Source organism: Kibdelosporangium persicum (assembly GCF_013280595.1).
Classification (GTDB): Bacteria; Actinomycetota; Actinomycetes; order Mycobacteriales; family Pseudonocardiaceae; genus Kibdelosporangium; species Kibdelosporangium persicum.
This window is the reverse complement of sequence record NZ_JAAATY010000057.1, coordinates 1-15,957: the sequence shown is the minus strand read 5'-3', so window position 1 is coordinate 15,957 and position 15,957 is coordinate 1. Positions and strand designations below refer to the sequence as shown.

2 protein-coding genes are annotated in these 15,957 nt (G+C 71.5%); both read left to right on the top strand.

Annotation, left to right across the window (positions count from 1 at the left end):
* The first annotated feature begins 46 nt into the window (after positions 1 to 46).
* A complete protein-coding gene (locus tag GC106_RS47325; RefSeq protein WP_217281806.1) occupies positions 47 to 10,078 on the top strand; it encodes a type I polyketide synthase in 10,032 nt (3,343 codons plus the stop codon).
* Positions 10,075 to 15,957: type I polyketide synthase (locus GC106_RS45665; RefSeq protein WP_173142458.1), on the top strand; the 5,883-nt coding region annotated here is incomplete at its 3' end. The genes GC106_RS47325 and GC106_RS45665, both read left to right, overlap by 4 nt.

Genomic DNA, 15,957 nt, shown 5'->3' with positions numbered 1-15,957 from the left:
CGGTCGTGGTCGCGGCGGCGGCCGGACGACAACGGGGGGCTCCACAATGGACACATCTGTCGAGCAGGTGGTGCAGGCGTTGCGTGCGTCCATGGCGGACAACGAACGCCTGCGGCGGCGCAACTCGGAGCTCGTGGCGGCCGCGGGCGAGGCGATCGCGATCGTGGGCATGGCGTGCCGTTATCCCGGAGGCGCCACCACTCCGGACGAACTGTGGCGGCTCGTGGCCGACGGTGCCGACGCCGTGAGCGGATTTCCCACGGACCGGGGGTGGGACACCGCGGCCGGCGACTCCTATGCGCGCCAAGGTGGTTTCCTCTACGACGCCGCTGACTTCGACGCGGAGTTCTTCGAGATATCACCGCGCGAGGCGGCCGCGATGGATCCGCAGCAGCGTCTGATGCTGGAGATCAGCTGGGAAGCGGTGGAGCGCGCCGGGATCGCGCCCACCTCCTTGCGCGGGCAGCAAGTCGGTGTGTTCTTCGGCAGCAACGGCCAGGACTACGCGTCGTTCGTGGGGCAGTCGCCCGACGCCGCGGGGTACGCGGTGACCGGCGCGGCGGCAAGTGTCATCTCCGGCAGGGTCTCGTACGCGTTCGGGTTCGAGGGGCCGTCGGTGACAGTGGACACCGCTTGCTCTTCCTCACTGGTCGCGGTCCACCTGGCGGTGCGAGCGTTGCGCAACGGCGAGTGCTCGCTCGCGTTGGTCGGCGGGGTCACGGTCATATGCACACCTGGTGGCTTCGCGGAATTCGCCAAACAGGGTGGACTGGCGTCCGACGGCCGGTGCAAGGCGTTCTCCTCGGCGGCCGACGGTACCGGCTGGGCGGAAGGAGCCGGTGTCCTGCTCGTCGAGCGGCTGTCGGACGCGCTGCGCGAAGGCCACCAGGTGCTGGCGGTCATCAAGGGGTCCGCGGTCAACTCCGACGGCGCGTCGAACGGGCTGACCGCGCCGAACGGCCCGTCCCAGGAACGGGTCATCCGGCAGGCGCTCGTCGACGCGCGGCTGCCGGCGGACGGCGTCGACGTGCTCGAGGCACACGGCACGGGCACCGAACTGGGCGACCCGATCGAGGCACAGGCGGTCCTGGCCACCTACGGCCAGGGCCGGGAGCGCCCGCTGCTGCTGGGGTCGGTCAAGTCGAACATCGGGCACACCCAGGCCGCCGCCGGCGTTGCCGGGATCATCAAGATGGTGCTGGCGATGCGCCACGGCGTGGCGCCCAAGTCGCTGCACCTGGACACGCCGACGTCCCACGTGGACTGGACGGCCGGAGCGGTCGAATTGCTCGCCGAGGCGAGGCCGTGGCCGGCCGTGGGACGGCCGCGCAGGGCCGCGGTGTCGTCGTTCGGCGTGAGCGGCACGAACGCCCACGTCATCCTCGAACAGCCGGACGAGGAAGCTGTCGCCCCAGCGGGCCGGAACGCACGAGCCGGGGAGGACCCCCTTGTCGTGCCGTGGTTGTTGTCCGCGAAAACCCCTGTTGCGCTTCAGGCACAGGCCAGGCGTCTGCTCGAGCACCTGCGAGCACATGAGGAACTCGGTTCCGCCGACGTCGGCCGTGCGCTGGCGACCACCCGCGCGGCGCTTGCGTGCCGGGCAGCTGTTCTCGGTGACTCCCGCGCGGAACTCGTCCAGCGGTTGGGCGAACTGGCGGACGGACATGGCGCAACGGGCGTCGTCGAAGGAACGGCCGCTGACGGTGCACTGGCGTTCGTCTTCTCCGGGCAGGGCTCGCAGCTGCCGGGGATGGGCCGGGAACTGTATGCGGCATCCGGGGTTTTCGCGGCCGCGCTGGACGCGGTGTGCGAACGTCTCGACCCGTGGCTCGAGCACCCGTTGCGCGAGGTCATGTTCGCCGGGGAGAACGCCGGACCGGCATCGTTGATCGACCAGACCACGTACACACAGGTGGGCGTGTTCGCCATCGAGGTGGCGTTGTTCCGCCTGCTGGAGCACTGGGGCGTCCAGCCGGACTTCGTCATCGGGCATTCGATCGGCGAGATCGCCGCGGCCCACGTCGCCGGTGTGCTCACCTTGGACGACGCCTGCGCGTTGGTGCGTGCGCGTGGCAGGCTCATGGGTCAGCTACCGCCTGGCGGGGCGATGACGTCGATCGAGGCCGGCGAGATCGAGGTCGCCGCGTCGCTGGCCGGGCGTGCGGACGAGGTGGCCATCGCCGCCGTGAACGGACCCCGGTCGGTGGTGGTGTCCGGCGTGGACAGTGTGGTCGCCGGGATCGCCGCGGACTGGGTGGCGCGCGGCCGCCGGACCAGGCGGCTACGCGTCAGCCACGCCTTCCACTCCCCGTTGATGGAACCGATGCTCGGGGACTTCCGGCGTGAGATCGCCGGACTGGAGCCGATGCCGCCCCGCATCCCGATCGTGTCCACTGTGACCGGCCGGATGGCCGGGCCCGGTGAACTGACCTCGCCGGAGTACTGGATCCGGCATGCCCGCGAGGCGGTCCGGTTCGCCGACGGGATCCGCGTGCTCGCGGACGCAGGCGTGGTCACGTTCCTGGAAGTCGGCCCGAACGCGGTGCTTTCGGCGGCCGGGAGTGAAATCGCCACGGACGCCGCCGGGTTCGCGCCGTCGTTGCGCGGGGATCGAGGCGAGATCGAGGCGCTCACGTCGGCACTGGCATGGCTGTACGTGCGCGGCGTCGCGGTCGACTGGTCCGCGTTCTTCGCCGCGGCCGGTGGACGACGGATCGCGCTGCCCACTTACGCTTTCCAGCGCCGCCGCTACTGGCTCGGCAACCTGCGCCCGGCAGGCCGGGCGGATGTGGGTCACCCACTGCTGGACAGCCGCGCGGACCTGCCCGACACGAACGAAGTCCTTTTCGGCGGCAGAGTCTCCACGCGGATCCAGCCGTGGCTGGCCGACCACCGGGTCCTCGGTTCGGTTCTCGTGCCTGGCACCGCGTTCGTCGAACTGGCGCTGTGGGCCGCGGAGCAGGTGGGTGCCGGGGGAGTGGACGAACTGGTCGTAGAAGTCCCCCTGATGATCCAGGAGGAACAGACAGCCAGGCTGCAACTCGTGCTCGGTGGGCCGGACGCCACCGGACGGCGATCGGTGACCTTCTACGCGCGGCCCGACGGCGACACGGATGCGCCATGGGTCCGGCATGCCGGAGGAACGCTCGCGCCGGCGGGGTCGGTTCCGGTCGGTGGCCCGGATCTCATGTCTTGGCCGCCTGACGGAGCCGTACCCGTCGACCTGACTGGTTTCTACGACGCTCTAGCCGGTGCGGGTTTCGGGTACGGGCCGGCGTTCCAGGCAGCCGGGACGGCCTGGCGAACCGGATCCGCGGTCTACGCCGAGGTCGTCCTGCCGGATGTACTCCGGCCGGACGGCGGTGGATTCGGCCTCCACCCGGCCCTGCTCGACGCGGCGTTACACCCGATGGGCTTGACGGACACGGGGACGGCCGGGGTGCCGCACCTGCCGTTCGCCTGGAGCGGGGTGTCGTTGCACGGCACGGGTGTCGACGCGGTGCGGGTGCGGCTGCGCCCATTGGGCGGCGGCCGTGTGCACGTGCTGATGACCGACACTGAAGGTACTCCGGTCTGCTCGATCGAGTCGTTGACGTTGCGTCCGGTGTCCGCACAGGACCTCGACGGCGCTCGCGCGGACACCCGGTCGTTGTTCCGGGTGGACTGGACTTCGCCGGGCACGACCGAATCCGTGCGCCCGGACGTGCGGATCGAGGTCCTGCCCGGGGTGACCGCTGAGGCGCTTGGTGCCGCCGGTGCGGCGGATGTCCAGGTCGTGCCCTGTCTTGCGTCGCGTGGTCCCGATGTCGCGGCGGACACCGCGGACCGTGTGCGTTCCGCGGTGAATCTGCTGCGGGAATGGCTCGCCGACGAGCGTTTCGCGTCGTCGCGGCTGGTGCTGGTGACCCATGGGGCGGTGGGTCCGGGTGAGCGGTCCGATCCGGCGGGCGCGGCGGTGTGGGGCTTGGTGAGGTCCGCGCAGGCAGAACATCCGGGCCGGTTGCTGATTGTCGACACGGACGGTGCCGCCGGGAGTGCGGCGCTGATGGTGCTCGCGTCCGGCGAGTCACAGATGGCGGTGCGCGATGGAAAACCGCTGGTACCGCGGTTGACGCGAGTGAACCGCCCAGGGCAGGCAGGCCCGGAGTGGGATCCCCGGGGAACAGTGCTGGTCACCGGGGGCACAGGCGCGCTGGGTGGGCTGGTGGCCAAGCACCTGGCCGCCTCGCATGGAGTCCGGCACCTGCTGTTGGTCAGCAGGAGTGGGGCGCTGGTGCCCGGCCTGGAAGCCGAGCTGACCGGACTCGGAGCGAACGTCACGGTGACCGCGTGTGACGTCTCCGACCGTGATGCGGTGCGGCGCGTGCTGGCCGACGTGCCAGGTGAGCATCCTCTGACCGCTGTGGTGCACGCGGCGGGGGTGTTGGACGACGGTGTGCTGGCGGACCTGACCTCCGAACGGGTCGACCGGGTGCTGGGGCCGAAGGCGGCCGGCGCCTGGAATCTGCACGAGCTGACCAGGGACCTCGGCCTGGCGGCGTTCGTGCTGTTCTCGTCGGCGTCCGGTGTGTTCGGCAATCCGGGCCAGGCCAACTACGCGGCCGCGAACGCCTTCCTCGACGCACTGGCCGAGTACCGCCGCCAGGCCGGGCTCGCGGCGGTGTCGCTGGCCTGGGGGCCGTGGGCGGCCGGCGGCGGGATGTCGGCCGGACTCAGCAGTGCGGCTCTGGACCGCCTCGCCCTGGGCGGGATGACCGCGTTGACCCCGGAACGGGGCCTCGCCTTGTTCGACGCGTCGCTGCGGCAATCCGAGGCGCTCGTGGTGCCCGCGGGTCTTGATCCGCACGCGGTCCCGGTGGACTCAGCCGGCCGTGTCCCCGCTCTGCTGCGGGCGCTGGTCCGCCGTCCGGACCGCAGGGGCCCGGCGTCCGGGACCGACGCGGGTACGGCGTTGCGGCGGCGGTTGGCCGAGGTTCCCGGTGACGAGCGGCTCGAGGTCCTGCTCCGCCTGGTCGCCGCCCAGGCCGCGGTGGTGCTGCGGCATTCCGGCGACCGGCCGATCGGATCCGGCAAGGCCTTCAGGGAACTGGGATTCGACTCGCTCACCGCGGTCGAGCTGCGCAACCGCCTCACCGAGCTGACCGGCCTGAGACTGCCCGCCACCCTCGTGTTCGACTACCCGACCCCTGCGGAGCTCGCCGCCCACCTTCTGTCCGAAATGGACGACACGGGTGCCGGTGCGGTGGTCCGGCCGCGTGGCACACCGGACACCGGCGACGAGCCGATCGCGATCGTGGCGATGAGTTGCCGGTACCCCGGTGGCGTCGGCTCACCGGAGGATTTCTGGCGCCTGCTGACCGACGGCACCGACACCATCGCGCGGTTCCCGCCTGATCGCGGCTGGGACGTCGAGCGCCTGTACGGACCGGCGGGCACCGCACACACCATCGAAGGCGGCTTCCTGTACGACGCGGGGGAGTTCGACGCGGGCTTCTTCGGCATCTCCCCGCGCGAGGCCATGTCGATGGACCCGCAACAGCGGCTGTTGCTCGAGACGTCGTGGGAAGTGCTGGAGCGCGCCGGAATCAGGCCGGAGTCGTTGCGCGGCAGCGACACCGCGGTCTACGCGGGCGTGATGTACCACGACTACGGCACCTGGCTGACCGAACTGCCCCCGGAAGCAGAGGGGTACATGAGCACCGGTGCGGCGGGCAGTGTCGCGTCCGGCCGGATCGCCTACACGCTCGGTTTCCAGGGACCGGCGGTGACTGTGGACACCGCCTGCTCGTCGTCCCTGGTGGCGATGCACATGGGTGTCCAGGCGCTGCGCACCGGTGAGTGTTCGCTGGCCATGGCGGGCGGGGTGACGGTGATGGCCACTCCGGGCGTGTTCGCCGAACTGTCGCGCCAGGGTGCGCTCGCGGCCGACGGCCGCTGCAAGTCCTTCTCGCAGGACGCCGATGGAACCGGATGGGGTGAGGGCGCCGGGATGCTGTTGCTGGAGCGCCTGTCCGACGCGCGGCGCAACAACCACCCGGTTCTCGCGGTCATCCGGGGCAGCGCGGTGAACCAGGACGGGGCGTCGAACGGCCTGACGGCGCCCAACGGTCCGGCGCAGCAACGAGTCATCCGGCAGGCACTCGCGAACGCCGGGCTGTCCACCGCCGATGTCGACGCCGTCGAGGCGCATGGGACCGGCACCAGGCTCGGCGATCCGATCGAGGCGCAGGCGCTGCTGGCCACGTACGGCCGGGACCGCGCCGGGCAGGCCCCGCTGTGGCTCGGGTCGGTGAAGTCGAACCTGGGGCACACCCAGGCGGCGGCGGGCGTGGCCGGCGTGATCAAGATGGTGCTGGCGATGCGGCACGGGATACTGCCGAAGACGCTGCACGCGGACCGGCCGACGGCCCAGGTGGACTGGTCGTCCGGTGCGGTCGAGCTGCTCAGCCAGGCGCGGGAGTGGCCGGACACCGGCAGGCCGCGCCGCGCCGCGGTCTCGTCCTTCGGCATCAGCGGGACGAACGCGCACGTGATCATCGAGCAGGCGCAACCGGCGGAACCCGCCGACCGGACCGTGCACGCGCCGGTGCTGCCGTGGGTGCTGTCCGCCGCGAACCGGACGGCGCTGGCCGCTCAGGCCGTCCGGTTGAGTGCCCTTGTGACCGTCGACGGGCCTGATCTCGCCGATGTGGCCCATACGCTCGCCGTGGCTCGTGCGGGCCTGCCGCACCGCGCCGTGGTGGTGGCATCGGACCACGACGGGTTCGCGGCCGGGCTGGCCGGTCTCGCCGCCGGTGGGTCACGACAAGGCGTGGTGCGGGGAACGGCACAGGACAACGACCGGGTCGTGTTCGTTTTTCCCGGCCAGGGGTCGCAGTGGCCGGGCATGGCGGCCGAACTGCTGGACACCTCGCCGGTCTTCCACGCCGCGATCGAGGAGTGCTCGGCCGCACTTCGGTCCTACGTGGACTGGTCGTTGCCGGAAGTGCTCCGCGGCGCGCCGGGTGCGCCGGCTCTGGAACGGGTCGACGTGGTCCAGCCCGCCCTCTTCGCGGTACTGGTCTCGCTGGCCGCGCTGTGGCGTTCCTTCGGCGTGGAACCCTCGGCGGTGGTCGGTCATTCGCAGGGCGAGATAGCCGCGGCTCATGTCGCCGGCGGGCTGACGCTGGACGACGCGGCCAGGGTGGTGGCATTGCGCAGCAAGGCGATCGCCGAAGGGCTGGCGGGCAAGGGCGGCATGCTGTCGATCACGCTCGCTGTGTCCGATGTGGATGAGCGGCTGGCGCGGTGGGACGGGCGGGTGTCGGTGGCGGCGGTCAACGGGACCACGTCGGTTGTCGTCTCCGGGGACCCGGACGCACTGGACGAGATCGAGGCTGAACTGCGGGTCGCGGGAGTCCGGGCACGCCGTCTCCCGGTGGACTACGCGTCCCACTCGGCGCAGGTCGAGTCGATCCGTGCCCGGGTGCTCGACGAACTCGCACCGATCACCCCGATGCCGTCTCGGATCCCGTTCCACTCCGCTGTCGCCGGCGAGCCGGTGGACACGGCGACACTCGATGCCGGGTACTGGTACCGCAATCTCCGCCAGACCGTCCGGTTCTCAGCGGCGGTACGCGGTTTGCTCGATGCCGATCACGGTGTGTTCATCGAGTGCAGCCCGCATCCCGTGCTGACGGCCGGAGTCGAGGAGATCGCCATGGAGGCGGACAAGCCGGCGGTCGTGCTCGGTTCGTTGCGCCGTACCGACGGCGGCCTGTCGCGCTTCGTCACGGCGCTCGGTGAGGCGCACGTTCGCGGTGTACCGATCGACATCTCCCAGCTGACCGGCGAAGCGCGAGTAGTGGACCTGCCCACCTACGCCTTCCAACGGCAGCGCTACTGGCTGGACGCCGGGCAGCGGCGGGACGCGGCCACGGGCACGGACGAGGCCGATGCCGACTTCTGGTCCGCGGTGGAGCGTGGGGACACCGGCTCCGTCGCGGATCTGATCGAGCTTCCGGACCACGCTTCGTTGGACTCCGTCCTGCCGGCGTTGTCGTCCTGGCGAAGGAACCGCCGCCGTATGTCTACTATGGACAGATGGCGGTACCGGATCCGGTGGCGTGCGCTGTCCGCGGGGACCGTGGCACCGCTCAGCGGGACATGGCTGCTCGTCCTTCCCGGGAGGACGGACCGGGACGAATGGGTCACCGCTGCCGAACAGGCCCTCACCGAGGCGGGCGCCGTCGTCGAGAAGATCACGATGCCGGAAGGGGCCGATCGCGCCACCCTGGCACGGGTGCTCGGTGGCTCGCGCCAGGTGCGTGCGGTGGTGTCACTGCTCGCGATGGCCGGACAGCCCCATTCGGAGTATCCCGCGATGACTGTCGGCATGGCCGGCACAATCCTGCTGTCGCAGGCATTGGGCGACGCGGGCATCGACGCGCCGCTGTGGTGCGCGACGCGCGGCGCGATCTCGGTGGACGACGCGGACCCGTCGCCGGAGCCGGACCAGGCGGCCGTCTGGGGCGCGGGCCGGGTGGCCGCGCTGGAGTTCCCGCACCGGTGGGGTGGCCTGGTCGACCTCCCGGAGGCACCCGACGAGCGGTTCCGTGAGAGGTTCGTGGCCACCGTGGCGGGTGCGTACGGCGAGGACCAGATCGCGTTGCGCCGACAGGGTGTCTTCGCCCGGCGAATGGTGCGTGCGGAACCGGCGAACGAGCCGCCCGCCCGCCGGTGGCGACCGAGTGGCACGGTTCTGATCACCGGCGGCACCGGAGCACTGGCCGCCCGGGTGGCCCGGTGGCTGGCCGGTGCGGGAGCCGAGCACATCGTGCTCACCAGCCGCCGTGGCCCGGCGGCGGCCGGCTCGGCCCAGCTTGAAGCGGACCTGGCCGCACTCGGCGCACGGGTGACCATCGCGGCGTGCGACGTCACCGATCGCGACAGCCTGGCCGAGCTCATCGAGAAGATGAAGGCCGACGGCTCGCCGATCCGGACCGTGCTGCATGCGGCGGCGGTGATCGAACTGGGTGACCTGGCCGGAACCAGCCTGGACGCGTTCGCCCGGGTGCTGCACGCCAAGGTCACCGGGGCCAGGCTGCTGGACGAACTGTTCGCCGGCGAGCCACTGGACGCCTTCGTCCTCTTCTCCTCGATCTCCGGAGTCTGGGGCAGCGGCGAGCACGGCGCCTACGCGGCAGGCAACGCCTTCCTCGACGCGCTGGCCGAGCAGCGTCGTTCCCGAGGCCTGCCGGCGACATCGGTCGCGTGGGGGATCTGGAACGCGCTCAACGAGTGGGACGCCGGTGACACAGCTGTCCGCGAGACCGTGCTGCGGGATCGCCCACTGCGGCAAGGCCTGCCGCTGCTTGACCCGGACCTGGCGCTCACCGCGCTGGAACAGGCGCTCGACCACGACGAGACGTTCATCGCGGTGGCGGACATCGACTGGGACCGCTTCGTCCCGGTGTTCACCTCGGCACGCGCCAGCACCCTGCTGAACGAGATCCCTGACGCCGCGCGCGCGATGGAGCCCGTCGGCACCCCAGGCGGCGATGGTCCCGGAGAGATGCTCGACAAGCTGGCCACCGCGACGGACGCCGAGCGCGACCAGGTGCTGCTGGAGCTGGTGCGGGCCAACGCCGCGGCGGTGCTCGGTCATCCCGGGCCCGAAGCGGTCGACGCCGAGCGGGCCTTCCGGGATCACGGCTTCGACTCGCTGGCCGCTGTCGACCTGCGCAACAGGCTCGGCGCCGACACCGGTCTGCGGCTGGCGACCACGGTCGTCTTCGACTTCCCCACACCGGTGGAGCTGGCGGCGCACCTGCGGTCCGAGTTGTTCGGCGGCGAACAGGCCACGGTGACCGGAGTGCTAGCTGAATTCGACCGGCTGGGCGTGGTGCTCACCGGCCTGACGCCAGGTGATGGCGAGCGGTCGGCGATCACCACACACCTGGAGGCCCTGCTCGCGAAGTGGACAGGCGGGCGTGTCGTGGCACTCGGCACCGACGCGCCCGCCGACGGCCAGGACCTGGCGGAGGCGACTGGCGACACCATCTTCGACCTGCTGGACAAGGAGCTGGGCACCTCATGACCGACGAGCGTTATCTCGAGTACCTCAAGCGGGTCACCGCCGATCTCCGGGTGGCGCGCCGCGGTCTGCGCGAGATGACCGAGCGGGCCACCGAGCCCATCGCCATCGTCGCGATGAGCTGCCGTTTCCCCGGTGGTGTCGGGTCACCGGAGGACCTCTGGCAGGTGGTGTCGTCCGGCCAGGACGTGATCGGCGAGTTCCCGGCCGACCGGGGCTGGGACGTCGAGCGGCTGTACGACCCGGACCCGCGGGCATCGGGGACGACCTACACGCGCAACGGCGGTTTCCTGCACGACGCCGGTGATTTCGACGCCGAGTTCTTCGGCGTCAACCCGCGGGAAGCGCTCGCCGCCGATCCGCAGCAGCGGTTGCTGCTCGAAACCGCCTGGGAGGCACTGGAGCGCGGCGGGATCGTGCCCGCGGCGCTGCGCGGCAGCCAGACGGGTGTGTTCGTCGGCCTGAACTACCACGATTACCTGCAGGCGATGGGCACGCCGTCGAAGGAGCACGAAGGGTACGTCGCCACCGGCAGTTCCGCCAGCATGGCGTCCGGCCGGATCGCCTACACCCTGGGGCTCGAAGGCCCAGCGGTGACCATCGACACCGCGTGCTCGTCGTCGCTGGCTGCCCTGCACCTGGCCTGCCTGGCCCTGCGGGCGGGCGACTGCACGATGGCGCTGGCCGGCGGTGTGACGGTCATCAGCACACCGGGGTCCTTCGTCGAGCTCTCCCGCCAGGGCGGGCTCTCACCGGATGGGCGGTGCAAGTCGTTCGCGGCCGCCGCCGACGGGTTCGGGATGGCCGAGGGGGTCGGGCTGTTGCTGGTGGAGCGGTTGTCGGACGCCGTGCGCAACGACCATCCGGTGCTCGCGGTGGTGCGTGGTACGGCGGTCAACCAGGACGGTGCGTCCAACGGCCTCACGGCGCCGAACGGGCGTGCGCAGGAGCGGGTGATCCGGGCGGCACTGGCGAACGCCCGGTTGTCACCGTCCGATGTGGACTTGGTGGAGGCGCATGGCACCGGCACCCGGCTGGGGGACCCGATCGAGGCGGGCGCGCTGCTGGCGACCTACGGCCGGAACCGGGAGCGGCCGTTGTGGCTCGGGTCGCTGAAGTCGAACATCGGCCACACCCAGGCCGCGGCCGGGGTCGCCGGTGTGATCAAAACCGTGCTGGCGATGCGGCACGGCGTGCTGCCGAAGACGTTGCACGTGGACGAACCCTCACCCGAGGTCGACTGGCACGCCGGGGACGTCCGGTTGCTGACCGACGCGCGGGAGTGGCCGGACACCGGACGACCGCGTCGTGCCGGTGTGTCGTCGTTCGGGATCAGCGGGACGAACGCGCATGTGGTGGTCGAAGAGGCACCGCCGCGGGACCGACCGGAGACTGGTCCCAGCGAGCCGCTGGCCCCGGGCAACGCCCCCGTGCCGTGGGTGCTGTCCGGCCGGACTCCGGCCGCGTTGCGGGCGCAGGCAGGCCGTCTCCGCTCGCACGCCGACTCGGCCCCGGCGGCTTTGGCCGACGTCGGGTACTCGCTGGCGGTGTCCCGCGCCGCGATGGAACACCGTGCGGTGGTCCTCGGCGATGGCGACGCGTTGCTGCGTGGACTCGACGGCCTGGTGGCGGGTGAGCCCACGGCGAACGTCGTCGAAGGATCTCCCGTTGGCGGGAAGCTGGCGTTCCTGTTCAGCGGACAGGGTTCGCAACGACTCGGCATGGGCCGGGAACTGTCCGCGGCCTTCCCGGTGTTCGCCGAAGCATTCGACGAGTTGTGCACGCACTTGGACGGGCTGCTCGGGCGTTCGCTGCGTGATGTGGTGTGGGGCGACGACGAGGCGTTGCTGGGCGAGACCGTTTTCGTGCAGGCCGGTCTGTTCGCGGTGGAGGTCGCACTGTTCCGGTTGCTGGGGTGGTGGGGTGTGCGGCCTGACTTCGTGGTGGGCCATTCACTGGGCGAGTTGGTCGCCGCGCATGTCTCCGGAGTGTTGTCGTTGGCCGACGCGGCGGCGTTGGTGGTGGCACGTGGCCGGTTGATGCAACAGTTGCCGTCCGGCGGGACGATGACGTCGGTCCGGGCTGCCGAAAGCGATGTGCGACCGTTGCTGCCGGACGGCGTCAGCATCGCCGCGGTGAACGGCCCGGAGTCGGTGGTGGTCTCCGGCGCCGAGTCGCCGGTCGCCGAGCTGGTTGCGGAGCTGGAGCGACGCGGGCACAGAACGCGGCGGATGCGGGTGTCGCACGCGTTCCATTCGCCCTTGATGGAGCCGATGATGGCGGATTTCGCCGCGGTCGCGGCTGGCGTCTCCTACGGTGAGCCGACGATTCCGGTGGTGTCGAACCTGACCGGTGGTCTCGTCGCGCAAGAGATGTGCTCGCCGGAGTACTGGGTCCGGCATGTCCGGGAAACAGTCCGCTTCGCCGACGGGATCGCGGCACTGGCCGCGGCGGGTGCCCGTACGTTCGTCGAACTGGGACCGGGAGGGGTGCTGTCGGCGTTGGGGCAGGACTGCCTGCCCCGCGACGAGGCCGCGTTCGTGCCGGTGTCACGGGCCGAGCGCGGCGAGGTTTCGGCCATGACCTCCGCGTTGGCCCGGTTGCACGTCCGTGGTGTGCCGGTGGACTGGGCGGCGTTCTTCTCGCGGTATTCGCCGCGGCGGGTGGACTTGCCGACGTACGCCTTCCAGCGCAGGCGTTTCTGGCCGGCAGCCGGCGTGCCCGCCGTGGTTCCCGGCGACGCCGTCCCGGCGGACGGGGAGTTCTGGAACGCGGTCGACGGCGGGGATCTCGAGTGGCTGGCCTCCTCGCTCGGGGTGGACCAGGACACCCTGGATCAGGTGGTGCCCGCGCTTTCCGTGTGGCGCAGGGACCGCCGTGACAAGTCTCTTGTGGACTCTTGGCGGTACCGCGTGGTCTGGCGGCCACGCGGCGAGGACGGCCAGGGAACACTCTCCGGGACATGGCTGCTGGCGCTTCCGGTCACCGGCGCCGAAGAGCTCACCGGGCTGCTCACGTCGGGACTGACCGCCGCGGGCGCGCGGGTCGAGACGATGACGATCGATCCGGCCAGGGACGACCGTACTGCGGTCCGGGAACGGCTGAGCGGCGTGCGGCCCGCCGGTGTCCTGAGCCTGCTCGCCCTGGCGCCCGGCCAGGGCGACCGGTGGCCGGGTGTGCCGTGGGGACTGGCCGCCTGCCTGGTGCTCACCCAGGCGTTGGGCGACGCCGCTCTCGATGTTCCACTGTGGTCGGTCACCCGTGGCGGCGTGGTGACCGGGCGCGCCGGAGAGGTGCCGCGGCCGGACCAGTCGGCGGTGTGGGGCCTGGGCCGGGTGGCCGGGCTGGAGCATCCCGAGCGCTGGGGTGGTCTGGTGGACCTGCCGGAGCTCCTGGACGAGGCCACCGCGCGGCGGTTGTGCCGGGTGCTCGGCGCGACCGATGGCGACAACCAGGTGGCACTGCGCGATTCCGGTGCGTTGGTGCGCCGGCTGGTGCGTGCGTCGGCCGGGCCGGGCGGTGGCCCGGCATGGCGGCCGCGGGGCACGGTCCTGGTGACCGGCGGCACCGGCGGAGTCGGCCGGGAGATCGCGCGGTGGCTGCTGGGATCGGGCGCGGACCGGGTGGTGCTCGCCGGCCGCCGGGGCTTGCCGGCCGGGCGGCTCGCGGAGGTGGTGGCTGAGCTGGGTGACCGGGTCACGGTGGCCGCATGCGACGTGGCGGATCGGGACGCGCTGGCCAGTCTGCTCGCGGAGCTGGACAGCGATGGGCCTCCGCTGCGCGCGGTGGTCCACGCGGCAGGTGTGGCCGAGTCGGCCACGCTTGACCGGATCTCGCTGGACGACCTCGCCGCCGGGCTCGCGGCGAAGGTGACCGGCGCGGTCAACCTGGACCACCTGCTGGCCGACCGGCGGCTGGACGCTTTCGTGCTGTTCTCGTCAAGCGCCGGGGTGCTCGGCAACGGCGGGCAGGGTGTCTACGCGGCGGCGAACGCCTTCTTGGACGCGTTCGCCGCGCAGCGGCGGTCACGAGGCCTGGCGGCCACGTCGGTGGCCTGGGGCGCATGGGCGGGCGCCGGTATGGCGGCGGACGACGCGACCAGGGTGTACCTGGAGCGGCGTGGCGTCACGGGTATGCGACCCGAGCAGGCGTTGTCCGCGCTGCAGCAGGTGTTGGACCGCGACGAGACGTCCGTCGTGGTGATGGACGTCGACTGGACGCGTTTCCCGGGGATCACTCCGGCGGCGCAGCCCGCGCTGCTGCGGGAACTGCCGGAGGTGCGCCGGATCGCCGAGACACCCCGGGAGCAAGGCGTCCCCGGACAGCTGCGGCAGCGCCTTTCCACCGCACCCCAGGCGGAGCGTGCGCGGCTGCTGCTGGAACTGGTGTGCCGCAGGGCCGCGGCGGTGTTGCGTGACGACGACCGGCAGCCGGTCGAACCGGATCGGGTCTTCCGCGATCTGGGCTTCGACTCGCTGACCGCCGTCGAACTGCGCAACGATCTTGCGGCCGCCACGGGCTTGCGGTTGCCGCCGTCGCTCGTGTTCGACTTCCCGACCGCGCGTGCCGTGGCGGAGCACCTCCGGGACGAACTGTTCGGTGGCACAACCGGCACGGTGCAGGCGCCGTCCGTGCGGCCCCTCGCCGACGAACCGGTGGCCATCATCGGCATGAGCTGCCGGTTCCCGGGCGGCGTGGAGTCCCCGGAGCAGTTGTGGCGGCTGGTGGCCGACGGCCAGGACGCGATCTCGGGCTTTCCCCGCGATCGCGGCTGGGTGCTCGACGGGGCCGGATTCCGGCTCGAAGGCGGCTTCCTGGACCGTGCTGGTGACTTCGATCCCGCGTTCTTCGGGATGAGCCCGCGTGAGGCGCTCGCCACCGATCCGCAGCAGCGGCTGCTGCTGGAGACCTCGTGGGAGGCGTTCGAACGGGCCGGTATCGATCCGCGGTCGGTGAAGGGCAGTCCCACCGGCGTGTTCGTCGGCTGCACCGCGCACGGATACGGGACCGGTGCGGCCGGCCTGCCGGAGCGGGTCCAGGGGCACCTGATGACCGGCACGTCCGGGTCGATCGTCTCGGGCCGGGTGGCGTACGCACTCGGTCTGGAGGGGCCGGCGATCACGGTGGACACTGCCTGTTCGTCGTCGCTGGTCGCGCTGCACCTGGCGGTCCAGGCGCTGCGGCAGGGTGAGTGCACGCTGGCGCTGGCCGGTGGGGTCACGGTGATGGCCACACCCGCCGTGTTCACCGAGTTCGAGCGGCAGGGTGGGCTTGCTTCGGATGGGCGGTGCAAGGCGTTCGCGGCGGCTGCTGATGGTACGGCGTGGGGTGAGGGTGTTGGTGTGTTGTTGGTGGAGCGGTTGTCGGATGCTCGGCGTAATGGTCATCGTGTGTTGGCTGTGGTGCGTGGTTCGGCGGTGAATTCTGATGGTGCGTCGAATGGGTTGACTGCTCCGAGTGGGCGGGCTCAGCGGCGGGTGATTGGGCAGGCGCTGGCTGTGGCGGGTCTTGAGGCGTCTGATGTGGATGTTGTGGAGGCGCACGGGACGGGGACCCGGTTGGGTGATCCGATTGAGGCGCGTGCGTTGTTGGCGACGTACGGCCAGGGGCGGGAACGGCCGCTGTGGCTGGGGTCGGTGAAGTCGAACATCGGGCACACCCAGTCGGCTTCCGGGGTGGCCGGTGTGATCAAGATGGTGCTGGCGATGCGGCATGGTGTGGTGCCGCGGACGTTGCACGTGGACGAGCCGTCGCCGCACGTGGACTGGTCGGCCGGGTCTGTGCGGCTGCTCACCGAGGCGAAGGAATGGCCGCGCACCGGCCGGCCGCGGCGGGCGGGGGTGTCGTCGTTCGGGATCAGCGGCACGAACGCCCACGTGATC

Excerpts from the sequence above, each read along its gene's own strand:
- GC106_RS47325 (WP_217281806.1), top strand. The coding sequence starts at position 47 with ATGGACACATCTGTCGAGCAGGTGGTGCAGGCGTTGCGTGCGTCCATG.